Below are 25,652 nucleotides of genomic sequence, written 5' to 3'. Positions count from 1 at the left end.
CCACGAGGGTTTTAGTCTGATGCCCGGCGGCCTCGACCATATCGTCCACGCGGTCCGCGATCTCGATGCTGCGGCGGATGCGTATCGGCAACTCGGCTTTATCGTCGGTACGCGCAACCGCCATCCCTGGGGTACGCATAATCGCATCATCCAGCTCGACGGTTTCTTCATCGAAATCCTCACCGTCGCTGAACCCGAGAAAATCGAGCCGCACCGCGATGGCGGATACTCGTTCGGCGCGTTTCAGCGCGATTATCTGACGAGGCGCGAAGGCCTGTCGATGCTGCTGCTTGCCAGCGACGATGCGGCGCAAGACGCGCGCGGCTACGCGACGGCCGGAATCGGCGACGAAGGCGTGTTCACCTTCGCGCGGGAGGGGGTGCGGAGCGATGGCAGCGTCGCGCAGCTCGGCTTCGCTTTGGCCTTTGCGCGCGATGCGCTGTCACCGGACGCCGGCTTTGCGGTGTGCCAACATCTGCATCCGGAAAATTTCTGGAGCCCGGCGTTCCAGGCCCATGCCAATACGGCCCAGGCGGCGGCCGGCGTGGTGATGGTGGCGGACAATCCGACGGATCATCATATCTTTCTCGGCGCCTACACCGGCTTGCGCGATCTGCACGCGACGTCGAGCGGCGTCACGGCGCGGACGCCGCGGGGCGATATCACCATCATGGAACCGGTGTCGTTTCGCGACCAATACGGCGTCCACCTGAGTGTGGACGCAGCCGGCGCGCGTTTTGCCGGATTGCGGATTGCGGTGAGGGATGTGACCGTGGTTGAACGCTTGCTGCAGCAGAACGCGGTCGAGGCAACCCGCCACCTCGGCCGGCTGATCGTGCCGGATCTATTCGGCGCGACGCTGATCTTCGAACAAGGAATGGTCCGGTGAACAAGAGCATTGCACCCGCGTCCGTAGTGGCCGCGGGCCACGTCAAATTCGGCAACGCGCTGCCGCTGTCTATCATCGCGGGCCCGTGCCAGCTCGAAAGCCGGGCGCACGCGCTCGAGGTCGCCGCGGCGCTGAAGGAGATCGCCGACCGGCTCGGCATCGGCCTCGTCTACAAGACCTCGTTCGACAAGGCCAACCGCACCAGCGCGGCGAGCGCGCGCGGCATCGGGATCGATGCGGCGCTGCCGATCTTCGCCGAGATCCGCGAGAGCATCGGCCTGCCGGTGTTGACCGACGTGCACGAGAACGAGCAGTGCGCGCGCGCCGCCGAGGCGGTCGACATCCTGCAGATCCCGGCGTTCCTGTGCCGGCAGACCGACCTGCTGCTCGCCGCGGCCGCGACCGGCAAAGTCGTCAACGTCAAGAAGGGCCAGTTCCTGGCGCCGTGGGACATGGGCAACGTGGTCAGCAAGATCACGCATGCGGGCAATCCCAAGGTGCTGGTGACGGAGCGCGGCGTCTCATTCGGCTACAACACGTTGGTGTCGGACATGCGCGCGCTGCCGATCATGGCCAAGACCACCGGCGCGCCGGTGATCTTCGACGCCACGCATTCGGTGCAGCAGCCGGGCGGGAAGGGCACCTCGTCGGGCGGCGAACGTGAGTTCGTGCCGGTGCTGGCGCGTGCGGCGGTTGCGGTCGGCGTCGCCGGCGTGTTCATCGAGACCCATCCGGATCCGGACCACGCGCCATCGGACGGGCCTAACATGGTGCCGCTGCGCGATTTCGAGAGCCTGCTGCGCACCCTGATGGAGTTCGACGCGCTGGCCAAGAAACGGCCCGGCCCCAGGACGATCTGATGGCGCAAGGTGACGGCGCGAGCGCCCCGGCGGGTCTGCCGCCAGCGCTCAACATCATTGCGCTGTCGGGGTTCGCAGCCAGCCTGTCGACCCGAGCCCTCGACCCGGTCCTGCCGCGGATCGCGTCGGAATTTTCCGTGTCGATCACCACGGCCGCCGGCCTCGCGGCGGTGAGCGCCTTCACCTTCGCGGTGGTGCAGCCGGCGATCGGCGCGCTGGCCGACATGTTCGGCAAGGCCCGGCTGATGATCGTCTGCCTGGCGCTACTCGGCTTTTCCAGCCTGCTCGGCGCGCTGACGACCTCGTTCGAATTGCTGTTCCTGTGCCGCATCCTTGCCGGCATCGGCTCGGGCGGGGTGTTTCCGGTGGCGCTCGGGCTGACCGGCGATCTGGTCGGGCCGGAGCGGCGCCAGGTCGCGATCGGCCGCGTGCTTGGTGGCTCGATGACCGGCAATCTGCTCGGCGCCTCAGCCGCCGGGGTGATCGGCGACGTGCTCGGCTGGCGCGGCGTGCTCAGCGTGATCGGGGCGCTGGTGATCATCGCCGCGCTCGCGGTGGCATTCGGGTTTCGCGGCAAGCCGATTGCGGCCCGCGCGCCGATGGATTTTGCCGGGCTGCGCCGCAGCTATCGCACCATCTTCAGCAATCCCAACGCGGCGATCTGCTTTACGGCTGTGCTGATCGAAGGCACCTGCGTGATGGGCACCTTTCCGTACATTGCAGCGTTCCTGCACGAACTCGGCCAGGAGTCGCTGGCGATCGCCGGCCTGGTGATCGCCGGCTTTGCTGTCGGCGGGTTGCTGTACACCCTCACAGTCGCCCGGCTGCTGCCGCGGCTCGGCGTCAACGGCATGATGATCGCCGGCGGCGCGCTGGCCGGCCTGCAACTCGCGATCGTGGCGTTCGGTCCGCCATGGCAGGCGCAGGCGCTGGCCTTCGTCGCGATGGGCATGGGCTTCTACATGCTGCACGGCTGCATCCAGGTGTTCGCCAGCGAACTCACCGAGACCGCACGCGGCACCGCGATGTCGCTGCACTCGTTTTTCTTCTTCATCGGTCAGACCACCGGGCCGATCGCCTATGGCTTCGGGCTCGGCCATCTCGGCAAGGTACCGACGCTGCTGATCGCCGGCGCGACGATGCTCACCCTCGGCCTGATCCTGGCGCGTATTCTGCGCGCCCGCCCGCCGGCGGATGCCGCCGTGCCGAGTTCCGCCAAATAGCCGCAAGATGGCCGCATCGCGCTTGCAGCCGCGCCACGAATTGCGGCTAGTATGCGCGACATTCCGACATCGAATCGCGTCGGTTCGGCGCGATATCAAGCAGAGCAGGGCGTGAATGACGACGTCGACCAAACTTCACACGCCCGCAACGCCGCGCCTGCGGACGGCGGCGCTCTACGCCTTCGCGGCCACGCTGGCGCTCACGCTGCCGATCGGCGGTGCGACGGCCAAGCGCGCGAAGTCGGCGCCGGTCGAGGCCGTGGCGCCGCGCGAGGCCGGCGAGCCGATCATGGCGATCGTTTCGATCAAATCGCAGCAGGTGACGCTGTACGACGCCGAAGGCTGGATCCTGCGCGCGCCGGTGTCGACCGGAACCGGCGGCCGTGAAACGCCGGCCGGCATCTTCGCCGTGGTCGAGAAGGACCGGGACCATCGCTCGACGATGTACGACGATGCCTGGATGCCGCATATGCAACGCATCACCTGGAACGGCATCGCGCTCCACGGCGGGCCGCTGCCGGGCTACGCCGCGTCGCATGGCTGCGTTCGGATGCCGTTCGGCTTTGCCGACAAGCTGTTCGACAAGACCCGGATCGGCATGCGGGTGATCATCTCGCCGGACGACACCGCGCCGGTCGATATCAACCACCCGGCGCTGCTGCAGCCGAAGCCGGACGCGATCGCTGCCGCGCCGGGCCGGGTCACGACAGCCGCCCGCGACGCCGAAGACGCCGCGACCGCTGCCGACGACGCCAAGAAGGTTGCCGCGACCGCTGCGCGCGAGATCGGGCCGCTGAAGGCGACGCTGGCGAAGCTGCAGAAGCAGAAGGCCAAGGCCGAAGCCGAGTTGAAGCGGGCCGACCGTTTGCTCGCCGGTGCCAAGACCGACGAGGCCAAGGCGCGCGCCGAGGAGGCGCAGCAGAAGGCGGCGCAGCAAGTCGGCGAGGCGACGGCCCAGTTCGACACCGCGAAGGCCGACGCCGACTCGAAGCGCGCCGTCGCCGATGCCGCCAAGGACGCGTCCAAGGCGGCGCTTGCCAAGAAGACCGAGGCGGCCCGGATCGCCACTGACGCCAAGCTCGCGCTCGAGCCGGTGTCGATCTACATCAGCCGCGACAACCAGAAGCTCTACGTCCGCCGCAACACCCATAAGCCGGCGCCGGACGGCGGCGGCGAGGTGTTCGACACCAGCATCGAAGTTCCGATCACGATCCGCGATCCCGACCGGCCGATCGGCACACACATCTTCACCGCGATGGCGCGGAGCGGCGATGGCCTGCGCTGGAGCGCGGTGAGCATCGACGGCCCCGGCACGGCGACCGAAGCGCTCGACCGCATCAGCATTCCGCAGGAGGTGCTGGACCGGATCGGACCGACCGCGCTGCCGCGCTCGTCGATCGTGATTTCGGACGAGCCGCTGAGCGCTGAAACCAACTACCGCACCGAATTCGTCGCGGTGCTGAGCCATCAGCCGCAGGGCGGGTTCATCACCCGCAAGCCGACGCCGCCGGTGCTGGTCGCCGACCGCAATGATGGCTGGGACGACAACTTCTTCGGCGGAATGTTCGGCCGCGAGCCGGAGCCGCCGATGGATCCCCGCCAGCGCCGCCGCGGCGGCCGCGCGTACTATCCGCAGCCGCAGCCCCAGCCGCAATGGGGCGGCTGGCAGAGCTGGTAACAGGAGAACGCGGCGCGGGGCGGATTGACCCGATTACTTGCCGGCGGCCGCGGGCATTGCGACCACACGGGTGAGAAGATCCCGGTCGCCCATCAGCGCTCGCTTCTCCGGCTTGCTCAGCCACGCCACCACTTCGTCGAACGCCTCCGCGTCATCGACCTTGGCGCGGGCGAGCGCGAAGTTGGCATCGACCCGGCCCCGGGCGCGCGCGGGATGACGCGACAGCCCGGCGAGGTGCAATTCGAGCAAGCGGGGGTCGTCGCGGAGCTGGATCAGCGCATCCTGATCGCCGGCGGCCGGCAGCGTGGGGGCGATCTCCTGGACCCGTGCGAGGATCGGCGGCGGCGCGAGATCTTCCGGCGTCGCCAGCAGCGCGGGCCGCGCCGAGGTGGCGGAGTTGGTGATCATGGCCACCGGGATCGCCAGCACCAGCCCGAGGATCACCGGTGTCATCCACCAGAACAGCGGCCATGACACCAGCAGCGCGCTGATCGCCATCGCGGCGCCGATGACGGTCGGCAGCGCGTAGCGCCGAACGACGTCGCGAAACGGGATCGAGCCGTCGCCGCGGTGCTGGAGCTGCCAGCCGGAATCCTGACCCATCAGGATCTGCACGACCGCGGTCGACTGGAAGATCATCATCACCGGCGCGGTCAGTCCCGACATCAGGGTTTCGCTCAGCAGACCGATCGTCGCCCGGAAGCCGCCGCCGAAGCCGCGCCGGGTGTCACGGCGGATCACGGCGAGAAACAGCGCCAGCAGCTTCGGCAGGATCAGCAATCCCATCGTCGCGGCGAACACCCAGGCGGCGCGGACGGGGTCCTGCGCGGGCCAGATCGGAAACAGCGAGAAATCCTTCGGGAAGTATTCGGGCCGGACATACTGCGCCTGCAGCGATATCAGGATGCCGGCGACCAGAAAGCTCAGCCACATCGGGGCGGTGATGTAGGCGCCGATCCCGGTCAGGAAATGCAGCCGCGACACCCAGTGCAGGCCGCGGGCCGGCAGGATCTTGGCGTGCTGCAGATTGCCCTGACACCAGCGCCGGTCGCGCGCAGCAAAATCGAGCAGCGTCGGAGGCACTTCCTCGTAGCTGCCGCGCAGCGTCGGCGCCATGTGGATGCGCCAGCCGGCGCGGCGCATCAAGGCGGCTTCGACAAAGTCGTGGCTGAGGATGCTGCCGCCGAACGGCTTGCGTCCCGGCAGGATCGGCAGCCCGGTGCAGGCGGCGAAAGCGGCGACCCGAATGATCGCGTTGTGGCCCCAGTAGTTGCTTTCCGAGCCGTGCCACCAGGCGACGCCGGCCGCAATCATCGGTCCGTACATCCGCCCCGCAAACTGCTGCAGCCGCGCGAACAACGTGCGGGCATGCACCACCACGGGAAGCGTCTGGATCAATGCCACGTCGGGATGCCGCTCCATCGCGGCCGCAAGGCGGACCAGCGCGTCGCCGGTCATCACGCTGTCGGCGTCGAGAATGATCATGAAATCGTAGGCGCCGCCGAACCGCTTGACCCAGTCCTCAATGTTGCCGGACTTGCGGGCGTGATTGTCGGCGCGGTGCCGGTAGTACAGCCGTGCGCCGTCGGTCGCGAGCGCGAGGAAACACTTTTCTTCGTGCGCCCAGACGGCCGGATCGGTTGTGTCGCTGAGGATGTACCAGTCAAATTGCGCGCCGCTGCCGGTCGCCTCGGTGGACTCGCGGGTCGCCTGCAGCCGGGCGAGCACGGTCTGTGGATCTTCGTTGTAGGTCGGCAGCAGCATCGCCACGCGGGCGTGAACCGCCGGCAGCGGGCCCTCTGTGTCGATCGCCAACTCATCGCGCCAGCCGCGGAGCAGCGCGGCGAATCCGGCCAGGCCCGAGACGAACGACAGCGCCACCCAGGCGAACAGCGCGGCGAACAGTACCAGCACGATGCCTTCAAGGATGGTGACGCCGCCGACCTTGAGCACCTCGTACATCTCGTCGACGCCCGCGAAGGTCAGGATCGCCGTCGCGAGCATGATCAGCGCACGGCGCCACGATCCCGTGCGCGCCGCTGGCGGGTCGATCGCCTGCGTGGGAGCCTCGGCGAAGGATTGCTCCGGCATCGCCAAGGGCGATTCGGCGGGCAGGGGATCTGGCAGCGACAGCAGTGCGCGTGCCTCGACGGGCGCCTCCATCGGCTGGGTCACGGGACCCATCGATAGACCCAGACTTCAGTCAGGGCAGTGTCGCCCGCCATCAGGATTGCGCGCAATTCGATCGGCGGCTGATCGGTGGTCAGGTTGAAGCTCAAACGCCAGCCGTCGATCAGCGGGTTGGGCACGCTGACGACGTTGCGAATCTCACCTTTGTTGGACGTGACCTCGGCGCGGACCGAGCCGGGATCGAGACCCTTCAATTTGTCACCGGTGATGTCGAGCACGAACAGCCGGTCGTTATCGCCGCGCGCGCTGACGCCGGTGCGGGTGAAGCGCGCCAGCGACGACGGCTTGGGCGTATCGGGCCCCCAATGCAGTCGATAGGTGTAGGTGTGCTCGCCCTTCGCCCGCAGCGGCCCCTTCGGCTCCCAGAACGCTGCGATGTTGTCGTGGACTTCCTCTCTGGTCGGGATCTCGACCAGCTTGACCACGCCTTCGCCCCAGTCGCCGATCGGTTCGGCCCACAGGCTTGGCCGCAATTCGAAGCGCGACTCCAGGTCCTGATAGGCCTCAAACTTGCGCTCGCGCTGCATCAGGCCGAAGCCGCGCGGGTTCTGGTCGGCGAACGAACTGATCTGCAGGTCGCGCGGATTGCACAGCGGCCGCCACAGCTGCTCGCCGCGGCCGTTGAAGATTCCGAGCCCCTCGGAATCGTGCACGGCCGGGCGGAAGTCCGCGGTGTCGGCAGCATCGTTCGGGCCGAAGAAGAACATGCTGGTCATCGGCGCGAGACCGGCGTGGTGCAGATCGACGCGCGGATAGATCGCGGCTTCGACATCGAACACGGTGGTGTCGCCGGGACGGATGGTGAAACGATAGGCGCCGGCGACGCTCTTGCTGTCGAGTAGCGCGTGGACCACCATCGACGACGCGTCCGGCGACGGCCGCTCAAGCCAGAACGCCTTGAACAGCGGGAATTCTTCGCCGCCGCTCTGTCCGGTATCGACGGTCAGTCCGCGCGCCGACAGGCCGTATTGTTCGCCTTTGGCGACCGCGCGGAAATACGACGCGCCGAGAAACACGCAGAGCTCGTCGTAGTAATCAGGTCTGTTGATCGGAGCGTGGACCCGAAAGCCGCCGAAGCCGAGATCGCTATCGGGCGAGGGCGGCTGCGTATCGCCGAACGAGAAGTCTTCGGCGCGGTACGGCACCGGCTTCGCCTGACCGCCCGTGACTTCGAAGATGTTGACGCGGTTGGCGTACAGAAAGCCGCGGTGAAAGAACTGCACCTGAAACGGCAGGCGATCGCTGCGCCACAGCGCGCGCTCCGGATTGAAGCGGATCGCCCGATAGGCGTCGTAGCTGATGTTGGTCAGCGACCCGGGCAGCTTGCTGTCGGGGGCTTGATAGGGCTTGCCGGCCAGTTCACGCGCCAGTTGGCGCACCACCGACGGATCGAACGGCTGCGGCTTGTCCGTCGCTTGCGCGAAGGACGCGCCGGTCTGCGATTGCAACAGCGGAATCGCTGCAAGACCTGTGAGAACTTGCCGACGATTCAATGTGACGCTCCGGACATGCGTAAAGTTCCAAGCCAACGTTCCCGACCTCGTGAAGTTCCCGCTGCAAGGCGGCCGGCGCGAACGACGGCCGGCGACCTGCCGCCGAAGCCGGGACGGCTCAGGCGCGGGTTTGTGGCGTCGGCCACAGTGTGAAGTTCGCGACGCGATTGATGTCCTCGAGGCGGCGCTCGGGGTCGCCGTCGAGATCCAGCGTGGACAGCAATTGCGTCAGGCGGTGGTGGACATCGTTCGCAAGGTCGACCGGGACCGGCTCCTCGTCGAAGGCCACGATGTAGCTCTCGACCAGATTCGCCAGCACGCTGCAAAGACCTCGCTGCGCCGGTTGGCGTACAGCGAACTGTTCGAGCTCGAGCTGGAAGGATTTGAAGGTGCGCAGGCCGTGGTGCTGCTGCGCCACCCACGCTTGCAATTCGTTCATGTCAGCCTCTCCAAAAAAGGAAGAAGCTGCGAGTTACTAGCGTGAATGCTGTGGCAGCGCAATCCGGGCGACCGGCGGGGACGATCCCTAGCCCCGGCCGCGATACGGCGGCACGCCCTGATCGGGCACCCACAGGCCCTTCGGCAATTTGCCGGTCTGCCAGAACACGTCGATCGGCATGCCGCCGCGCGGATACCAGTAGCCGCCGATGCGCAGCCATTTCGGCTTGATGGCGGCGACGATGCGCTTGCCGACCGAAACCGTGCAGTCCTCGTGAAAGCCGCCATGGTTGCGGAAGCTGGCGAGGTAAAGCTTCAGCGCCTTGGATTCGACCAACCAGGCGCCGGGCGCGTAGTCGATCACCAGATGGGCGAAATCGGGCTGGCCGGTCACCGGGCACAGCGAGGTGAACTCCGGCGCGGTGAAGCGGACCAGATAGTCGGTGTCGGTCTGCGGATTGGGGACGCGGTCGAGCTGGGCCTCGTCGGGGCTGCTGGGCCATGCGACGGCGCGGCCGAGCTGCAGGCCGGCGGCCGGCGCGGACTTGCGAGAGGATTTGGATGCGGTCTTGGCCATGGGGTCTCCGTTGGCCGTTCTCCTAAAGCATTTTCCGGCCCGGGGGAATTCGGTGAGGCGGGCGGCTTCGCCGTTCGTCGGGAGCAGGCCAGCGGCCTTTTCGAGCCCGGTCCCTTGCTGTAGAAGCGGCGCCAAATCCTGTTCCCCCACAATTCAAGAGGCATCCATGACCGCCATCGTCGACATCATCGGCCGCGAAATCCTCGACAGCCGCGGCAATCCGACCGTGGAGGTCGATGTCGTGCTGGAGGACGGGTCGGTCGGCCGCGCCGCGGTGCCGTCGGGCGCGTCCACCGGCGCCCACGAGGCGGTCGAGTTGCGCGACGGCGACAAGAGCCGCTATCTCGGCAAGGGCGTGCTGAAGGCGGTCGAAGCCGTCAACGGCGAGCTGTTCGACGCGCTGGGCGGCATGGATGCCGAGCAGCAGGTCCAGATCGACCAGACCATGATCGAGCTCGACGGCACCCCCAACAAGGGCCGGCTCGGCGCCAACGCCATTCTCGGCGTGTCGCTCGCGGTCGCCAAGGCTGCGGCGTCGTCCTACGACCTGCCGTTGTATCGCTATGTCGGTGGCACCTCGGCGCGGACGCTGCCGGTGCCGATGATGAACATCATCAACGGCGGCATGCATGCCGACAACCCGATCGACTTCCAGGAATTCATGATCATGCCGGTCGGCGCGCCGACCTTCGCCGAAGCGCTCCGCGCCGGTTCGGAAATCTTCCACACGCTGAAGGGCGAACTGAAGAAGGCCGGCCACAACACCAATGTGGGCGACGAGGGCGGCTTCGCCCCGAACCTGCCGTCGGCCGACGCGGCGCTCGATTTCGTGGTCGCGGCGATCGACAAGGCTGGCTACAAGGCCGGCAACGACGTGATGCTGGCGCTCGACTGCGCCGCCACCGAGTTCTTCAAGGACGGCAACTACGTCTACGGCGGCGAGAACAAGACCCGCTCGCGCAGCGAGCAGGCCGAGTATCTCGCCGATCTCGTCGCGCGCTATCCGATCGTCTCGATCGAAGACGGCATGAGTGAAGACGATATGGACGGCTGGAAGGAGCTGACCGACCTGGTCGGAGCCAAGTGCCAGCTGGTCGGCGACGATCTGTTCGTTACCAACGTCACGCGTCTTGCCGACGGCATCAAGAACGGTCGCGCCAATTCGATCCTGATCAAGGTCAACCAGATCGGCACGCTGACCGAGACGCTCGCCTCGGTCGAGATGGCGCACAAGGCCGGCTACACAGCGGTAATGTCGCATCGCTCGGGTGAAACCGAGGACTCGACTATCGCCGACCTCGCGGTCGCGACCAATTGCGGGCAGATCAAGACCGGCTCGCTGGCCCGCGCCGACCGCACCGCGAAGTACAACCAGCTGCTGCGCATCGAGCAGGAGCTGGGCTCGAGCGCGCATTACGCCGGCAAGGCGGCGCTCAAGGCGTTCCGCTAAGATACTCGCCGTCATTGCGAGGAGGCGCAGCCGACGAAGCAATCCAGCTCAGTGCATAAAGCTGGATTGCTTCGTCGCTTCGCTCCTCGCAATGACGCGGGCGTTATCATCGCGGCCTTGAACCCTGCGCCCGGCTGCATCATGGTGCAGCCGCAACAACGCGCAGGGAGAAACACGTGACCGAGGCCATCACCGGACTGCAATTGCGCTCGCTGATCAAGGCGAGCGGCGACCTCGAAGTCTCGCTGCTGCCGGTGAGCATCCCCGAGCCTGGTCCCGATGAGGTCGTGGTCCGGATCGAGGCCACACCGATCAATCCGTCCGATCTCGGCCTTTTGTTTGGCGCCGCCGACATGTCGACCGCCAAGGCCTCGGGCACGCCGGACGCGCCGGTGGTCACCGCCAAGGTGCCGGAAGGCGCCATGAAGGCGATGGCCGGGCGACTCGACGAGTCGATGCCGGTCGGTAATGAGGGCGCCGGTACGGTGATCAAGGCCGGCAACTCGGACGCGGCGCAAGCGCTGCTCGGCAAGACGGTGGCGATGATCGGCGGTGCGATGTACGCGCAGTATCGCCTGATCAAGGCCGCCGACTGCCTGAAGCTGGCAGACGGCACCACGGCGGCCGAAGGCGCGTCGTGCTTCGTCAATCCGCTGACCGCACTCGGCATGACCGAGACGATGAGGCGTGAGGGCCACAAGGCGCTGGTCCACACCGCTGCGGCGTCCAACCTCGGCCAGATGCTCAACCGCATCTGCCTGAAGGACGGCATCGATCTGGTCAACATCGTGCGCAGCGAAGCGCAGGCGAAACTGCTCCGCGACATCGGCGCGAAGTACGTGGTCGACTCGACCTCGCCGAATTTCATGGCCGAACTCACCGACGCATTGGCGACGACCGGTGCGACGATCGCGTTCGATGCGATCGGCGGTGGCAAGCTCGCCGGCCAGATCCTGAGCTGCATGGAAGCGGCCATCGCCAAGACGTCGAAGGGGCCGTACAGCCGCTACGGCTCCAACGTGATGAAGCAGGTGTACATCTATGGCGGCCTTGATACGCGGCCGACCGAGATCGTGCGCAACTTCGGCATGATCTGGGCAGTCGGCGGCTGGCTGCTGTTTCCGTTCCTGCAGAAGATCGGCGCGGCCGATGCTGCCAAGCTGCGGGCGCGGGTGGCGGCCGAGATCAAGACCACCTTTGCCAGCCACTACACCCGCATTGTGTCGCTCAAGGAAGCGCTGACGCTCGACGCCATCGCGACCTACAACGAGCGCGCCACCGGCGAGAAATTTCTGATCGATCCGACCAAATAATCGCCGTGATCATCTGCAAAACATGCTGTCCTGGGTTGAGAATGCGAATTATTCTCAACCGGTGCGGCAAAGCAGGACATGATCATGGACCAGATGGCTGAACGGCGTCCGTCGGAGTTGGCGGAGGCGACCTCGGCGTTGATCAAGCACATCGTTGGCGCGATCGAGCAGGCCGCCGTTGTGATGGAGCCGTTCTACCATCTCGAATTCGTCGGGATCTTCCCGGTGCTGGTCTACGCGGCGATGCTTGCAGGCTTGCCGCGGAACAATGACTACCGGCCGATGCACGGCCGCAGCAAGGGCAACGACCTCGCCGACGGCACGCATACCCGCGTGAAGATCGACCTGTTTCCGGAGTACATCCGGCATCTGCCGGCGGAGCAGCGCTCGGTCTGGCGCATGGTGGGCGATGCGCTGTGCTCCGAGCCGGTGAAGAATGCGTTCCGGCGCAAGTTGGCGCCGGCGCTGGGCCGGCGCTTCGGCGCGGGCGCGCAGGACGTCGGGATGTTTCCGATTCCGATCCTGACGCGCGACGTCCCTGGCTACAAGATCACACCCCATACCGATACGCATTGGAAGGGCATCACCGTGCAGCTCTATCTGCCGCAGGATGAGTCGCACACCGACATCGGGACGATATTCCACGACGTGCTGCCGGACGGTTCGATGCCGAAGGCGCGGCAGATGAAGTTCGCGCCGAATTCGGGCTACGCGTTTGCGGTCGACAAGCACACCTGGCACTCGGCCGACACCGTGCCCGCCGGCGTCGACACGCGCGACAGCATCCTGCTGACGTATTTCGTCGATCAGGGCGTGCTCAAAGTCCTGCGCAACCGCGGCAAGCGCGTCGGCAATTTCCTGCTGAACGAAGTCCGCGCGCGGACGTGACCTCACAGCTTCATTGCGAGCGAAGCGAAGCAATCCAGCTCAGTGCACGGCGCTGGATTACTTCGCGGAGCCTGTCATCGGGCGGCGCTTCGCGCCGACCCGTTGGCTCGCAATGACGGCTGTGTTTATCTAGCGTTCCGCCGTCGCCAGCTTCGCACCTAACGCGACGAACGCTGCCGCGAAACTTCGGCGCATCCAGGTCAGGACGCGCGGGCGGGTGATGACGTGGTCGCGTAGCCAGGCTGCGAACAGGCCGTAGATCGCGAACACCACGAACGTCATCAACATGAAGGCGCCGCTCAGTTCGACCATCCGTGCCAGCGGATGCACCTCGTCGACCGCCACGAATTGCGGCAGGAAGGCGAGGAAGAAGATCGACAGCTTTGGATTGAGGATGTTGATCAGAACGCCGGTGACGATCATCTGCAGATCCGAACGTGCGCCGACTTCCTTCTCGACGCTGAGCGGACCGCGCTCGCCGAGCGTCTTCCAGGCCATGTACAGCAAGTACGCCACGCCCAGATACTTGAAGGTCTGGAACGCCAACGCGCTGGTGTGGAGCAGGGCGGCGAGGCCGAGGATCGCGGCTGCGATATGCGGCACGATGCCGATCGTCGAGCCGAACGCGGCGACAAGGCTGGCGCGCGGGCCGCGCGACAGGCCCGAGGCTACCGTGTAGAGCGCGCCGGTTCCGGGCGAGGCCACGACGATCAACGAGGTGAGGAGGAATTCCGCACTGAAAGTCATAGCTGCGTCCCGCAGTTGAGATGGACTTGCAATTTTCATCCCAGCGCGGAAACAGTCTGGCGCTGAATAGCGAGACATCAACGGAGACAGAGATGGCAGGGCCGCTCGCCGGAATCAAGGTGATCGAGATTGCACAGGCGATCGCGGGGCCGATGGCCGGAATGATCCTCGGCGACATGGGCGCCGACGTCGTCAAGGTCGAGAAGCATGACGGCGGCGACGACGCCCGGCACTGGGGGCCCCCCTTCGTCGACGGGGATTCGCTGCTGTTCCACACCTACAACCGCAACAAGCGCTCGGTGACGCTCGACATCAAGGACCCGGCCGATGTTGCCCGGCTCGAGGACCTGGTGAAGGACGCCGACATCCTGATCCAGAACCTGCGTTCCGGGGTTGTGGCGAGCTGCGGCATCGGTCCGGACGTGATGTGCGCGATCAATCCGCGGCTGATCTATTGCTCGGTGTGGGCGTTCGGCAAGACCGGCCCGCTGAGCAAGGAGCCGGGGTTCGATCCGTTGCTTCAGGCCTACGGCGGGGTGATGTCGCTGACCGGCCAGGTCGACCATCCCCCGACCTTCTGCGCCCCGCCGATCAACGACCGCGCCACGGCCCAATGGTGCGTGATCGGCGCGCTGGCGGCGCTGCAGCAGCGCCATGTCACCGGCAAGGGCTGCGTGATCGACACCTCGCTGTTCGACACCGCGGTCGGCTGGGTCGACATGTCGCTCAGCGGCTATCTGCTCGACGGCGCCGCGCCGGTCCGCCATGGCACCGCGAGCGGCACGCTGGCGCCGTACCAGGTGTTCGAGACCGCCGATCGGCCGATCGTGATCGCCGCCGGCAACGACCGCTTGTTCGCGCGCTGCGCCGGCGTGCTCGGTCATCCTGAATGGAGCACCGACGAGCGGTTCGCGCGGGTGCGCGATCGGCAGGCGCATCGCCCGGCGTTGATCGCGCTGATGCAGCCGGTCCTGAAGACCCGGACCGCCGAGGCATGGCTGGCGGCGTTGAAAAGTGCCGGCGTGCCGGTCAGCCCGGTCAACGACATTCCCGAGCTGGCCGCAACCGAGCAGCTCGCTGCCGCCGACCTGATGCGCACCATGCCGGAAAGCGGCCTCAAGGTCGCCGGCCTGCCGATCCTGTTCGACGGCGAGCGACCATATCCGGAGCTGAATACGCCGAAACTCGGCGCGCATAACACCGAGGTGCTGACCCAGCGGGTCGACGCGGCGGAGTAGATCACAACTTCGTCAGCCAAGTTGGGCGGCCGTAGGATGTCGTGCGCGCGCTGCCCACGTCACGGTAGGGTCCGTGACCCGTCCGCATTTTCCAATCAGGATAGACCTTATGCCGAACCCGTACCGCGTCGCTGTCGTCATCGGCAGTCTGCGCAAACAGGCCTTCTCGCTCCGCCTCGGCCAGGCGCTGGCCAAGCTCGCGCCCGACACGCTGAAGCTCGAGATCGTCACGCTGCACGATCTGTCGTTCTACAACCAGGATCTCGAAGCCACCCCGCCGGCGGACTGGATCGCGTTCCGTGACAAGATCAAGAGCGCCGACGCAGTGCTGTTCGTCACGCCGGAATACAACCGTTCGATCCCGGGCGTGCTGAAGAACGCCATCGACGTCGGCTCGCGCCCGTACGGGCAGAGCGCGTTCGACAAGAAGCCGGCAGGCGTGGTGTCGAACTCGCCGGGCGCGATCGGCGCATTCGGCGCCAATCACCATTTGCGGCAGTGCCTGACCTTCCTCAACATGCCGGTGTTGCAGCAGCCCGAGGCCTATGTCGGCGGCATCGGCGACGCCTTCAACGAGCAGGGCGATCTGGTGAAGGAGTCGACGCGGGAATTCCTGCAGAAGTACATCGACGCCTTCGCGGCCTGGGTGGCGCAGCAGAACAAGTAAGACAGCCGGGCGTGCAGGCTGAGCCGAGCGCTGCGCGCCCGTCGATCTGCGGCATATCGGATATGCCGGGTGGCGCGTCGTTAGCGCAGCATTAACCGCGTCGGGGCATGGTCATGCCATGGTCAGCCGCAGCCGTCTCAAGTCCGTTCTCGTCGGAATCACGCTCTACGCGATCGCCTCGGCTGCGATCGCGTATTTCGGGATCAATGCCTATACGGGCCGCTACGGGCTGACGGCGCAACAAGAGCTTGATCAGGAAATTATAGCGCTGACCTCCGAACTGATGCGGCTGAAAGCCGAGCGCGCCGAGGGCGAAAAACGCGTCGCGCTGCTGCGTTCGGACCGACTCGATCCCGACATGCTCGACGAGCGGGTGCGCTATCAACTGGATTTCGCGCATCCTGCGGATCTGGTGCGGATGAACCCGACGCGCTGAGTTTCATATTCCAAAAAACAAGATAAACGATCGCGAAAATTTCGCTTCGTTGCACTGCGGCACAACGTTTTGCGTGCTGCGGCACGCGGCTCCTTTCACAGCAGAATAAGTTACGGTAGAGAGGCTCATCTACTCTCTCATCGGAAACGCCATGGCCGCACCAAAGAAGAGCGCCGCGAAAGAGACGGGGCAGGACACGTCGTCCGCGCCGAGCAAACCGCGGATCCCGGACTTCTCCAAGGAACAGGAGCTGCACGCCTTCCGCGACATGCTGCTGATCCGCCGCTTCGAAGAGAAAGCCGGCCAGCTCTATGGCATGGGTGCGATCGGCGGGTTCTGCCATCTCTACATCGGCCAGGAGGCCGTCGTCGTCGGCATGCAGATGGCGCTGCGCGAAGGTGATCAGGTGATCACCGGCTATCGCGACCACGGCCATATGCTCGCCTGCGAGATGGACCCCAAGGGCGTGATGGCGGAGCTGACCGGACGTCGCGGCGGCTACTCCAAGGGCAAGGGCGGCTCCATGCACATGTTCAGCATGGAGAAGCATTTCTACGGCGGCCACGGCATCGTCGGCGCGCAGGTTTCCCTCGGCACCGGCATCGCCTTCGCTAACCGCTACCGCGACAATGGCAATGTCTGCCTCGCGTATTTCGGCGACGGCGCCTCCAATCAGGGCCAGGTCTACGAGAGCTTCAACATGGCGGAGCTGTGGAAGCTCCCCGTGGTCTACGTCATCGAAAACAACCGCTACGCGATGGGCACGTCGGTGACGCGCTCCTCGGCGCAGACCGACTTCTCCAAGCGCGGCGTGTCGTTCAACATCCCGGGCGAGCAGGTGGACGGCATGGACGTCCGCGCCGTCAAGGCCGCGGGCGACAAGGCGGTCGAGCATTGCCGCGCCGGCAATGGTCCTTACATCCTCGAGATGCAGACCTATCGGTATCGCGGCCACTCGATGTCCGATCCGGCGAAGTACCGGACCCGCGAAGAGGTCGACAAGATCCGTAACGATCAGGACCCGATCGAGCAGGTGCGTCAACGCTTGCTGACGCTCGATATGACCGAGGACGATCTCAAGAAGATCGACGCCGAAGTCCGCAAGATCGTCAACGAGTCGGCCGACTTCGCGCAGAACGATCCGGAACCCGATCCGTCGGAACTGTACACCGATGTGTATCGCTGACCTTCGCGCCGGCGCTCGCGCGCCGGCCACGCCCTCCTGCCGCTATGCGGCGATCCCGCGCTTGATCTGACTGCGGAGCCCCGATGCCTACTCAAATTCTGATGCCCGCGCTGTCGCCGACCATGGAGAAGGGCAACCTTTCGAAATGGCTCAAAAAGGAAGGCGACAAGGTCAAGAGCGGCGATGTGATCGCGGAGATCGAGACCGACAAGGCGACGATGGAAGTCGAAGCCGCCGATGAAGGCACGCTCGGGAAGATCCTGATCCCCGAAGGCACCAACGACGTCGCCGTGAATACGCCGATCGCCACCATTCTGGCCGACGGCGAAAGCGCCGCCGATGCCGACAAGGCTGCCGATCCGGCCGCACAGAACAAATCCGCGCAATCGGCGCCGCCGGCGGAAGAGCCGGAAGCCGCCCAGGCGAAGACCGCCGCAGCGCCGGCGCAGCATGCGCCGGAGGCGCCGACCGTGTCGGCCGCGGCCGATCCCGACATTCCGGCGGGTACCGAGATGGTGACGCAGACCATCCGAGAAGCGCTGCGCGACGCGATGGCCGAAGAGATGCGCCGCGACGGCGACGTGTTCGTGATGGGCGAAGAGGTCGCCGAGTATCAGGGCGCCTACAAGGTGACGCAGGGGCTGTTGCAGGAATTCGGCGCCCGCCGGGTGATCGATACGCCGATTACCGAGCACGGCTTTGCCGGCGTCGGCGTCGGCGCGGCGTTGACCGGGCTGAAGCCGATCGTCGAATTCATGACCTTCAACTTCGCCATGCAGGCGATCGATCAGATCATCAACTCCGCGGCCAAGACGCTGTACATGTCCGGCGGCCAGCTCGGCTGTTCGATCGTGTTCCGTGGCCCGAATGGCGCGGCCTCGCGCGTCGCCGCGCAGCACAGCCAGGACTACTCGGCCTGGTACGCGCAGATCCCGGGCCTCAAGGTGGTCGCGCCGTCGACCGCAGCCGACTACAAGGGACTGCTCAAGGCCGCGATCCGCGATCCCAATCCGGTGATCTTCCTCGAACACGAGATGATGTACGGGCAGTCCGGCGAAGTGCCGAAGCTCGACGATTTCGTCATCCCGATAGGCAAGGCGCGCGTCGCCCGCGAGGGCAAGGACGTCACGCTGATCTCGTGGTCGCACGGCATGAGCTACGCGCTGAAGGCGGCCGAAGAACTGGCGAAGGACGGCATCGAGGCCGAAGTGATCGACCTGCGCACGCTGCGCCCGCTCGATACCGACACCATCATCGCCTCGGTCAAGAAGACCGGCCGGGCGGTGGCGGTCGAGGAGGGCTGGCAGCAGAACGGCGTCGGCGCCGAACTGTCCGCCCGAATCATGGAGCATGCGTTCGATTATCTGGACGCGCCGGTCAAGCGCGTGTCCGGCAAGGACGTGCCGATGCCGTATGCCGCCAATCTGGAGAAGCTGGCGCTGCCGAGCGTTGCCGAAGTCGTCGAGGCGGCGAAGGCCGTCTGTTATCGGTAAGCCCCGATGGTTGGCCCCAAGCAACAGCCGCTGCCGCCCGACGTCGAGGGCCGCGAGGACGCCACCGAGGTGCTGCGCGCCTTCGTGCTCGACGGCGGCCTGTCGATCGCTTTCATGCGTGCGTTCGAAGAGCCCGAGATGTGGGGGCTGCTGCTGGTCGACATCGCCCGTCACGCCGCGCGCGCTTATTCGCGCGAGAGCAACTACACCGAGGACGAAGCGCTCGAGCGCATCGTCGAGATGTTCGAGTCCGAGATCGCGCGCCCGTCCGACTTGGGCAGCACGACCGAACGGCCGCAATAAGGTTTCGCCATGCCGATCAACATTCTGATGCCCGCTTTGTCGCCGACCATGGAGAAGGGCAACCTTGCGAAGTGGCTGAAGAAGGAGGGCGACAAGGTCAAGAGCGGCGATGTCATCGCCGAGATCGAGACCGACAAGGCGACGATGGAAGTCGAAGCCTCCGACGAAGGCACGCTGGCCAAGATCCTGGTGCCTGAGGGCACCCAGGACGTGGCGGTGAACGAGGTCATCGCGGTGCTCGCCGGCGACGGCGAGGACGTCAAGGCGGCCGGGGAAGGGGCCGGCAAGGCTGCGCCCAAGCCTGACGCTGCCAAGGCCGAAGCCAAGCCCGAGTCCGGTTCAGCCGCCAAGCAAGGCGCGAAAGCCGAGGACGCCGACAAGCCGGCGGCATCTGGCAAGGGTGACGCGAACGCCGCCGCGCGTCCGGCGGAAGGCGCGAAGGGCGATGCGCCGCAGGCCAAGTCTGCGGCATCGACCAGTGCATCACCAAGCGGGGACAGGGTCTTCTCGTCGCCGCTTGCGAGGCGGCTGGCCAAGGACGCCGGCATCGATCTGGCGCGCGTCAACGGCACCGGCCCGCACGGCCGTGTCATCGCCCGCGATATTGAAAAGGCACAAGCCGGCGGCGGCCTGAAGGCGCCTGCGGCTGCGGCTGCATCCGGCGGGGCGCCGGCGATGGCGCCGTCGATGTCGGATCAGCAGATCCGGTCGTTCTTCAAGGACGGCAGCTACGAGGAAGTGCCGCACGACAGCATGCGCAAGATTATCGCGCAGCGTCTGGTGCAGGCGAAGCAAACCATCCCGCATTTCTACCTGACGATGGACTGCAACCTCGACGCCCTGATGGTCGCGCGTGAGCAGATCAACGCGCAGGCGCCCAAGGACAAGGACGGCAAGCCGGCCTACAAGCTGTCGGTCAACGACTTCGTCATCAAGGCGCTGGCGGTGGCACTGCAGCGCGTGCCGGATGCCAACGTGACCTGGACCGAGGGCGCGATGCTCAAGCACCAGGGCTCCGACGTCGGCGTCGCGGTGTCGATCCCCGGTGGCCTGATCACCCCGGTGGTGCGCGACGCGCATCTGAAATCGGTGTCGACGATCTCGCGCGAGATGAAGGACTTCGCCGCGCGGGCCCGCAACCGCAGGCTCAAGCCCGAAGAGTATCAAGGCGGATCGACCGCGGTGTCCAATCTCGGCATGTACGGCATCAAGGACTTTGCCGCCGTGATCAACCCGCCGCACGCCACGATCCTGGCGGTCGGCGCCGGTGAACAGCGCCCGATCGTCAAGAACGGCAAGATCGAGATCGCCACGATGATGAGCGTGACGCTGTCGACCGATCACCGTGCCGTCGACGGCGCGCTCGGCTCCGAACTGCTCGGCGCCTTCAAGGCGCTGATCGAAAATCCGGTGATGATGGTGGTGTGATTCTCACTATGAGTATTCCCTACTCTTGTCGGCGAGACTTAGAGCGTTTCGAGAAGAAAATGCTCGTGATTTCGAAAATGGCAAGGGACACAACGGATGCACAGTACGATTTCCAAGTCGATCTTCATGAACTAATCCAAGCGATGTCCCATTTCTTAGACCGGTTGATGGACTCGGTTTGGACACGTTACGGGAAGACCGCTGCTGGGAAGAAAAAGCCTAATATTTATTTTCCCGATTGTGATAGTGAAGCCGCCTTCATGGAAAGGCTTGCGAGTTTGCAACTAAGCGGAATCGATCGAGATTCTCCTCGGATTTTCCGCGCTCTTCGAGATGTTCAGCCTGGATTGGGTTCGAAGGGCAATTGGCTTAGGACTCTAAAGAAGTTGGCCAATTTGAAGCACGAACGCCCGCTCGATGTGAAGAAACTACACAGCGATGGCATAGCTTTAGGCGTTAATCAAAGCCTTTATATCCATAGACTTTCCATTCTAGATGGAAGGATGGACTTCCAGGGACAAGCGTTTAATTCCCGCACGGGGGCACCCGAACCTGTGAAAGTTCAATTTGTGAAAAGCTTCCATGATATCTTAGAAATCGCGGAGAAAGATCCCATCGATTTTGTTCGGGAATCCATCGGGCATCTCAAAGAACTGGCCTTGGTCGTTCATGCGGATGAGCACAACTCATAGGATTTAACGGTTCCAATGTCCGACACCTCCTTCGACGTCATCATCATCGGCTCTGGTCCCGGCGGCTATGTCGCGGCGATCCGGGCGGCGCAGCTCGGGTTCAAGACGGCGATCGTCGAGAAGTCCCATCTCGGCGGCATCTGCCTGAACTGGGGCTGCATCCCGACCAAGGCGCTGCTGCGCTCGGCCGAGATCTATCACTACATGCAGCACGCCAAGGATTACGGACTGTCGGCCGACAACGTCTCGTACGATCCGAAGGCGTTCGTGGCGCGCTCGCGCGGGGTGTCGAAGCGGCTGAACGACGGCGTCGGCTTCCTGATGAAGAAGAACAAGGTCTCGGTGATCTGGGGCCAGGCGACGATCGATGCGCCCGGCAAGGTCACCGTCGCCGCCTCCAAGACCGAGGCGCCGAAGGGCACGCTGGGGCCGGGCAGCTACCAGGCCAAGCACATCATCATCGCCACCGGCGCGCGGCCGAGGGCGCTGCCGGGGCTCGAGCCGGACAAGAAGCTGATCTGGACCTATTTCGAGGCGATGGTCCCCGAGACCATGCCGAAGTCGCTGCTGGTGGTCGGCTCGGGCGCGATCGGCATCGAGTTCGCGTCGTTCTTCCACACCATGGGCACCAAGGTGACGGTGGTCGAGGTGCTGCCGCAGATCCTGCCGGTCGAGGATGCCGAGATCGCCGCGCTGGCCCGCAAGCGGTTCGAGAAGCAGGGCATCAAGATCCTGACCGGAGCCAAGGTCACCAAGCTCGACAAGAAAGCCGACAGCGTCGTCGCCACCATCGATCCCGGCACCGGGAAGACCGAAATCCAGGAATTCGACCGGGTGATTTCGGCGGTCGGCGTGGTCGGCAATGTCGAGAACCTCGGGCTGGAGAAGCTCGGGGTGAAGATCGAGCGCGGCACCATCGTCACGGACGGGCTCGGCAAGACCAGCGTGCCCGGCATCTACGCCATCGGCGACATCGCCGGCCCGCCGATGCTGGCCCACAAGGCCGAGCATGAGGGCGTGATCTGCGTCGAGGCGATCAAGGGCCTGCATCCGCATCCGCTCGACAAGAGCCTGATCCCCGGCTGCACCTACTGCAACCCGCAGATCGCCTCGGTGGGCCTCACAGAGGCCAAGGCGAAGGAGCAGGGCCGTGAGATCCGGGTCGGTCGCTTCCCGTTCACCGCCAACGGCAAGGCGATCGCGCTCGGCGAGGATCAGGGCCTGGTCAAGGTGATCTTCGACAAGAAGACCGGCCAGCTGATCGGCGCCCATATGATCGGCGCCGAAGTCACCGAGCTGATCCAGGGCTACGTCGTGGCGATGAACCTCGAGACCACCGAGGAAGAGCTGATGCACACTGTCTTCCCGCATCCGACCCTGTCGGAGATGATGAAGGAAGCCGTGCTCGACGCCTACGGCAAGGTGCTCAACGCCTAATCTCGCCGCTTTAGATCGTGCCCGCCACGGTTAGTCGACCGATTAGTGGTGGCTGTAGGGCAACGTTTGTTGCGATAGCGCAACAGTTCCGGATCATTTAACCGTCTTTGACGGTGCCTCTTGCGCGCGCCGCTTTTTAGCCACACCGGTCAATGAGACCATCGTCCCAAGGCAGGTTCATCTCAGGATGGGCCGGGTCGATGGAATTCTCCCCGGTTGGGGCTCTGGCCAGAACGGCCGGGATGCGGGTTAGTGATGCACGCGAACACGGACAGCAAGTCGCTACGATCCAGCCGGTCAAGGGCCGTGCTGCCGCCGTGCGTGCCGGTTCGCGCCGCAGTGCCGACCACGCCTTATGGTCTCGCGCAGGATGCTGCGCCGCAGCATGCTACTAACAGCCTCCGCACTACCAAGTCCGCCCCATTTGATTGCTTCGCGGTCTTCAAAAAGACACCATATATCGCGGATTTGCAGCCGACCGGCCGTGATGTCGCCAAAGACATTGACGATGTTGGCAGCATACCGCTCCTGATGACGATCCAGCTCGACCATGACTTCCTGTTCGGCGACCGCATGACGTCTTCTGGCCGGGCGATCGTCGAAGGTCTGAAGTCTGAGACATGGCTTCCGCATCAAGACGTGGTGCGGCAGACGCGGCGGTCCCTCGGGATTTTCGGTGTCGGCCTGAAGGGAAATCTCGCACCAGAAGGTGCGGTTTCGAAGGTCGCGGGAATGTCCTGCCTGAAGTTCTCTGAGCCCGCTCCTCGCCGTCTATGCATCTCCGCGACCGGAACGGTTCCCGCGATTTCCGCCGATGTGCTGCATCGCAGCCACAGTCCGGCAGGCCGGGCCGCCGCAGCGACCTTTGACGTTAATGTGACCGATCACGATGGTATGGCGCACACGTCCGAGCGGACGGTTGGCGCGACAGATCATCTGTCGGACGCGCTTTGTAATGATGCCCAGCAGGTCCGGTCCGCAGTCCGCGGCGCCGCGGTCGGGCCGGGCGGGGCGGCCGAGAAGCATTGCTATGCGAATGTTTGAGCGTACAGTCGTTGTTGCGTGGGTGTTGGGCGTTACGGCCATCGCGCCGGCGTTCGCCTTCGAGGGCACCCCGGTCAGCCCCGAGAATACGACGATCCCAGTGGCGTCGTCACAGCCTGGCACTGCGCCGGCGCTGAAGAAGGCCATTCCCACTGAGACCGCCACGACTTCGCTGACCGCCCTGCAGTATGCCGCCGAGGGTGGCCATCCGATCGCCCAGTGGCGGCTCGGCCGGATGTATGCCGACGGCAATGGCGTCGTGCAGGATGATCTGCGTGCCTTCGATTATTTCAGCAAGATCGCCAACGCCCATGCCGAAGACAGCCCGTCCGCGCCGCAGGCGGCTGTCGTCGCCAACGCCTTCGTGGCGCTCGGCCGCTATTATCTCGACGGCATCCCGAACTCCAAGATCAAGCGCGATCCGGAGCGGGCGCGGGAGATGTTCTCCTACGCCGCCTCGTATTTCGGCAACGCCGACGCGCAGTACGACTTGGCCCGGCTGTACATCGAGGGCATCGGCATGCCGCGCGACTTCCGCTACGGCGCGCGCTGGCTCGGCCTCGCGGCCCAGAAGGGCCAGCACCAGGCCCAGGCGATGCTTGGGCAGCTGCTGTTCAACGGCGAGAAGCTGCCGCGCCAGGCCGCCCGCGGCCTGATGTGGCTGACGCTGGCCCGCGACAGTGCCGCGCCGGAAGAAGCCTGGATCAAGGACAGCTACAACCGCGCCTTCGCCAAGGCATCGGACGACGACCGCGCCATGGCCCTGCAGATGCTCGAGCACTGGGTGCAGGGCCGGCGGGACTGAGACAGCGTCGCTCCCGTCCCCGATCGAAAATCCGATATTGCCATGGTGGAGCGGGACGGCCCGCGGCCGTGCGCCTGGTTTGCGGTCGATCTTGACCTCGGATCTTGAGTGCACCAATCCACAGCGCGGCGCGTGACATCCCGCACACTAGCAAGTAGCTCGAATATTCCCTTGACTGCGAGTTGGTTTCAGGAGCGTACTACACGGATTGCAAATAACTAATTCTTCATCTTTGAATTTGGAGGGTCGGACGATGCCGCGTCTGCTTGATATTACATTCAAAGCCTGGATTGATCGCATGCCAGGGGCTCCCCACAAGCTGATCGTCGTCGGAAAGGCAGAGGTGCCGACTGGCGGCTGGACGGGCGAGCTCGTGTATCGCAATCCCCAAGGGATCAATCCGGACATTCTGTTGCTCGATGTCCTGCTCACCGCACCGACCGAGGGAGCCTCCGACGCGATTTCGGAAGTGCCCCTTCGATAAGAAGAATCTCCTCCGAAGCAGGAATACAAGCAAGTCGACGTCACGCTGGACAAGCAGACGGTGAGCGTCAAGGTCGGCTCGACGTCCTGAGCCGACGCGGGCAGTTTTGAGAACTGCCCGATCGACGGCTATCCGATTTGAGCACTTTCTGTTTTTGAGGACACATTATGCCCAAGAAGAATTTCGGCCGCGCTCAATACAGGGCGTATCGTCTGCTGGGACTGGTTCATCTCACGGCCACGGGTGAGACGCCGAATCTCAATGACGTACCATCGCTGGAACAGTTGCCGTTCCGGATTCATCCCCCGATCTACGGCTTCTTCGTTACCACGCCTGACATCGCGCTGCCGGCTATCAAGCCGTTCTCGGTGCAACTGAATACTGTCTATCCCGCGGACAGCGCCTGTATCCGGATTCAGGACGCCGACGGGGACCATTCCGTGGCGATCGCAGAGGTGGTTCCGCCGATCGATATCCAGACGGCTGCTCTGACCGGGTCGGCCGACGACGCCAACTTCTGCGTGTTCCAGTGGATCGGCATCCAGCCCTATCTGATCGCGAGCTGCGACGATGTCGTGCCGACGGTCTACACAAGGGTGTTCGGCCCCGGGACGCTTGCGCAATGCGAACAGTACATCTCTGATCACCGATGAGGTGATGCATCGTTTTGATGGAGAGTTGACGTCCCGAAGT

At 65.0% G+C, this 25,652-nt stretch carries 24 protein-coding genes and 1 pseudogene; 20 read left to right on the top strand and 5 right to left on the bottom strand.

The window, feature by feature from the left end; translation table 11 throughout:
- The first annotated feature begins 19 nt into the window (after nucleotides 1–19).
- The 4 genes from LPW26_RS14960 to LPW26_RS14945 all read left to right on the top strand — a co-directional run bounded on the left by LPW26_RS14960 (nucleotide 20) and on the right by LPW26_RS14945 (nucleotide 4,650).
- The gene (locus tag LPW26_RS14960; protein ID WP_238736209.1) at nucleotides 20–889 is read left to right on the top strand and encodes a VOC family protein; all 870 of its coding nucleotides are present in this window, start codon (nucleotides 20–22) and stop codon (nucleotides 887–889) included.
- Entirely contained in the window at nucleotides 886–1,749 is an 864-nt protein-coding gene (kdsA, locus tag LPW26_RS14955) for a 3-deoxy-8-phosphooctulonate synthase (RefSeq protein WP_238736208.1), read from the top strand. The genes LPW26_RS14960 and kdsA overlap by 4 nt, the downstream gene beginning before the upstream one ends.
- Entirely contained in the window at nucleotides 1,749–2,972 is a 1,224-nt protein-coding gene (locus tag LPW26_RS14950; protein ID WP_238736207.1) for an MFS transporter, read from the top strand. Before kdsA ends, LPW26_RS14950 begins: the two co-directional genes overlap by 1 nt.
- A gap of 115 nt (nucleotides 2,973–3,087) precedes the next feature.
- The gene (locus LPW26_RS14945) at nucleotides 3,088–4,650 is read left to right on the top strand and encodes a L,D-transpeptidase (protein WP_238736206.1); all 1,563 of its coding nucleotides are present in this window, start codon (nucleotides 3,088–3,090) and stop codon (nucleotides 4,648–4,650) included.
- Nucleotides 4,651–4,683: 33 nt separating this feature from the next.
- Here LPW26_RS14945 and mdoH read toward each other — a convergent pair whose 3' ends face one another.
- From mdoH to queF, 4 genes are all read right to left on the bottom strand, one after another.
- Entirely contained in the window at nucleotides 4,684–6,834 is a 2,151-nt protein-coding gene (mdoH, locus tag LPW26_RS14940; protein WP_406677637.1) for a glucans biosynthesis glucosyltransferase MdoH, read from the bottom strand.
- Nucleotides 6,822–8,333 carry a glucan biosynthesis protein G gene (locus tag LPW26_RS14935; RefSeq protein WP_238736205.1) on the bottom strand — a complete coding sequence of 504 codons (1,512 nt, stop codon included), beginning with the start codon at nucleotides 8,331–8,333 and terminating at the stop codon, nucleotides 6,822–6,824. Before LPW26_RS14935 ends, mdoH begins: the two co-directional genes overlap by 13 nt.
- 118 nt (nucleotides 8,334–8,451) lie before the next feature.
- Nucleotides 8,452–8,772, bottom strand: coding sequence for a hypothetical protein (locus LPW26_RS14930; RefSeq protein ID WP_238736204.1), 321 nt, complete (start codon nucleotides 8,770–8,772; stop codon nucleotides 8,452–8,454).
- Nucleotides 8,773–8,859: 87 nt separating this feature from the next.
- The gene (queF, locus tag LPW26_RS14925) at nucleotides 8,860–9,348 is read right to left on the bottom strand and encodes a preQ(1) synthase (protein ID WP_238736203.1); all 489 of its coding nucleotides are present in this window, start codon (nucleotides 9,346–9,348) and stop codon (nucleotides 8,860–8,862) included.
- 166 nt (nucleotides 9,349–9,514) lie between these two features.
- Here queF and eno point away from each other — a divergent pair, with 166 nt between their 5' ends.
- The 3 genes from eno (at nucleotide 9,515) to LPW26_RS14910 (ending at nucleotide 12,999) form a co-directional block, all read left to right on the top strand.
- Entirely contained in the window at nucleotides 9,515–10,798 is a 1,284-nt protein-coding gene (gene eno / locus LPW26_RS14920; RefSeq protein WP_238736202.1) for a phosphopyruvate hydratase, read from the top strand.
- Nucleotides 10,799–10,974: 176 nt separating this feature from the next.
- The gene (locus LPW26_RS14915; RefSeq protein WP_238736201.1) at nucleotides 10,975–12,111 is read left to right on the top strand and encodes a zinc-binding dehydrogenase; all 1,137 of its coding nucleotides are present in this window, start codon (nucleotides 10,975–10,977) and stop codon (nucleotides 12,109–12,111) included.
- A gap of 84 nt (nucleotides 12,112–12,195) precedes the next feature.
- Nucleotides 12,196–12,999 (top strand): hypothetical protein, encoded by an 804-nt coding sequence (locus LPW26_RS14910; protein WP_238736200.1) that lies wholly within the window; start codon nucleotides 12,196–12,198, stop codon nucleotides 12,997–12,999.
- Nucleotides 13,000–13,128: 129 nt separating this feature from the next.
- Here the strand turns inward: LPW26_RS14910 and LPW26_RS14905 are convergent, their stop codons facing one another.
- Nucleotides 13,129–13,746 (bottom strand): LysE family translocator, encoded by a 618-nt coding sequence (locus tag LPW26_RS14905; RefSeq protein ID WP_238736199.1) that lies wholly within the window; start codon nucleotides 13,744–13,746, stop codon nucleotides 13,129–13,131.
- A gap of 92 nt (nucleotides 13,747–13,838) precedes the next feature.
- On the opposite strand from LPW26_RS14905, the gene LPW26_RS14900 reads away from it, so the two are divergent.
- The 13 genes and pseudogenes from LPW26_RS14900 to LPW26_RS14840 all read left to right on the top strand — a co-directional run bounded on the left by LPW26_RS14900 (nucleotide 13,839) and on the right by LPW26_RS14840 (nucleotide 25,612).
- Nucleotides 13,839–14,984, top strand: coding sequence for a CaiB/BaiF CoA transferase family protein (locus LPW26_RS14900; protein ID WP_238736198.1), 1,146 nt, complete (start codon nucleotides 13,839–13,841; stop codon nucleotides 14,982–14,984).
- 109 nt (nucleotides 14,985–15,093) lie between these two features.
- On the top strand, nucleotides 15,094–15,651 hold the full coding sequence (locus tag LPW26_RS14895; RefSeq protein ID WP_238736197.1) for an NADPH-dependent FMN reductase: 558 nt from the start codon (nucleotides 15,094–15,096) through the stop codon (nucleotides 15,649–15,651).
- 118 nt (nucleotides 15,652–15,769) lie between these two features.
- Entirely contained in the window at nucleotides 15,770–16,087 is a 318-nt protein-coding gene (locus LPW26_RS14890) for an FtsB family cell division protein (RefSeq protein ID WP_238736196.1), read from the top strand.
- Nucleotides 16,088–16,238: 151 nt separating this feature from the next.
- Nucleotides 16,239–17,273, top strand: coding sequence for a pyruvate dehydrogenase (acetyl-transferring) E1 component subunit alpha (pdhA, locus tag LPW26_RS14885; RefSeq protein ID WP_238736195.1), 1,035 nt, complete (start codon nucleotides 16,239–16,241; stop codon nucleotides 17,271–17,273).
- 83 nt (nucleotides 17,274–17,356) lie between these two features.
- Nucleotides 17,357–18,766 carry a pyruvate dehydrogenase complex E1 component subunit beta gene (locus tag LPW26_RS14880; protein ID WP_238736194.1) on the top strand — a complete coding sequence of 470 codons (1,410 nt, stop codon included), beginning with the start codon at nucleotides 17,357–17,359 and terminating at the stop codon, nucleotides 18,764–18,766.
- Between the two features lie 6 nt (nucleotides 18,767–18,772).
- The gene (locus LPW26_RS14875) at nucleotides 18,773–19,069 is read left to right on the top strand and encodes a DUF5076 domain-containing protein (protein WP_238736193.1); all 297 of its coding nucleotides are present in this window, start codon (nucleotides 18,773–18,775) and stop codon (nucleotides 19,067–19,069) included.
- A gap of 9 nt (nucleotides 19,070–19,078) precedes the next feature.
- Nucleotides 19,079–20,497: a pyruvate dehydrogenase complex dihydrolipoamide acetyltransferase gene (locus LPW26_RS14870; protein WP_238736192.1), complete on the top strand. Its 1,419-nt coding sequence runs from the start codon at nucleotides 19,079–19,081 to the stop codon at nucleotides 20,495–20,497.
- An 8-nt stretch (nucleotides 20,498–20,505) separates the two neighbouring features.
- Nucleotides 20,506–21,189 carry a hypothetical protein gene (locus LPW26_RS14865; protein WP_238736191.1) on the top strand — a complete coding sequence of 228 codons (684 nt, stop codon included), beginning with the start codon at nucleotides 20,506–20,508 and terminating at the stop codon, nucleotides 21,187–21,189.
- Between the two features lie 15 nt (nucleotides 21,190–21,204).
- A complete protein-coding gene (gene lpdA / locus LPW26_RS14860) occupies nucleotides 21,205–22,626 on the top strand; it encodes a dihydrolipoyl dehydrogenase (protein ID WP_238736190.1) in 1,422 nt (473 codons plus the stop codon).
- Nucleotides 22,627–23,049: 423 nt separating this feature from the next.
- Nucleotides 23,050–23,388, top strand: a pseudogene (locus tag LPW26_RS25430) (dihydroxy-acid dehydratase); the annotation flags it as partial.
- A gap of 268 nt (nucleotides 23,389–23,656) precedes the next feature.
- Complete coding sequence (locus LPW26_RS14850; RefSeq protein WP_238736188.1) at nucleotides 23,657–24,475, top strand: tetratricopeptide repeat protein; 819 nt, start codon at nucleotides 23,657–23,659, stop codon at nucleotides 24,473–24,475.
- A gap of 253 nt (nucleotides 24,476–24,728) precedes the next feature.
- The gene (locus tag LPW26_RS14845) at nucleotides 24,729–24,959 is read left to right on the top strand and encodes a hypothetical protein (protein ID WP_238736187.1); all 231 of its coding nucleotides are present in this window, start codon (nucleotides 24,729–24,731) and stop codon (nucleotides 24,957–24,959) included.
- Nucleotides 24,960–25,126: 167 nt separating this feature from the next.
- Nucleotides 25,127–25,612: a hypothetical protein gene (locus LPW26_RS14840; RefSeq protein WP_238736186.1), complete on the top strand. Its 486-nt coding sequence runs from the start codon at nucleotides 25,127–25,129 to the stop codon at nucleotides 25,610–25,612.
- The last annotated feature ends 40 nt before the right edge of the window (nucleotides 25,613–25,652 follow it).

It is taken from the genome of Rhodopseudomonas infernalis (assembly GCF_022271405.1).
GTDB lineage: Bacteria > Pseudomonadota > Alphaproteobacteria > Rhizobiales > Xanthobacteraceae > Rhodopseudomonas > Rhodopseudomonas infernalis.
The sequence above is the reverse complement of the archived record's forward strand: the minus strand, read 5'-3'. Positions and strand labels throughout refer to the sequence as shown.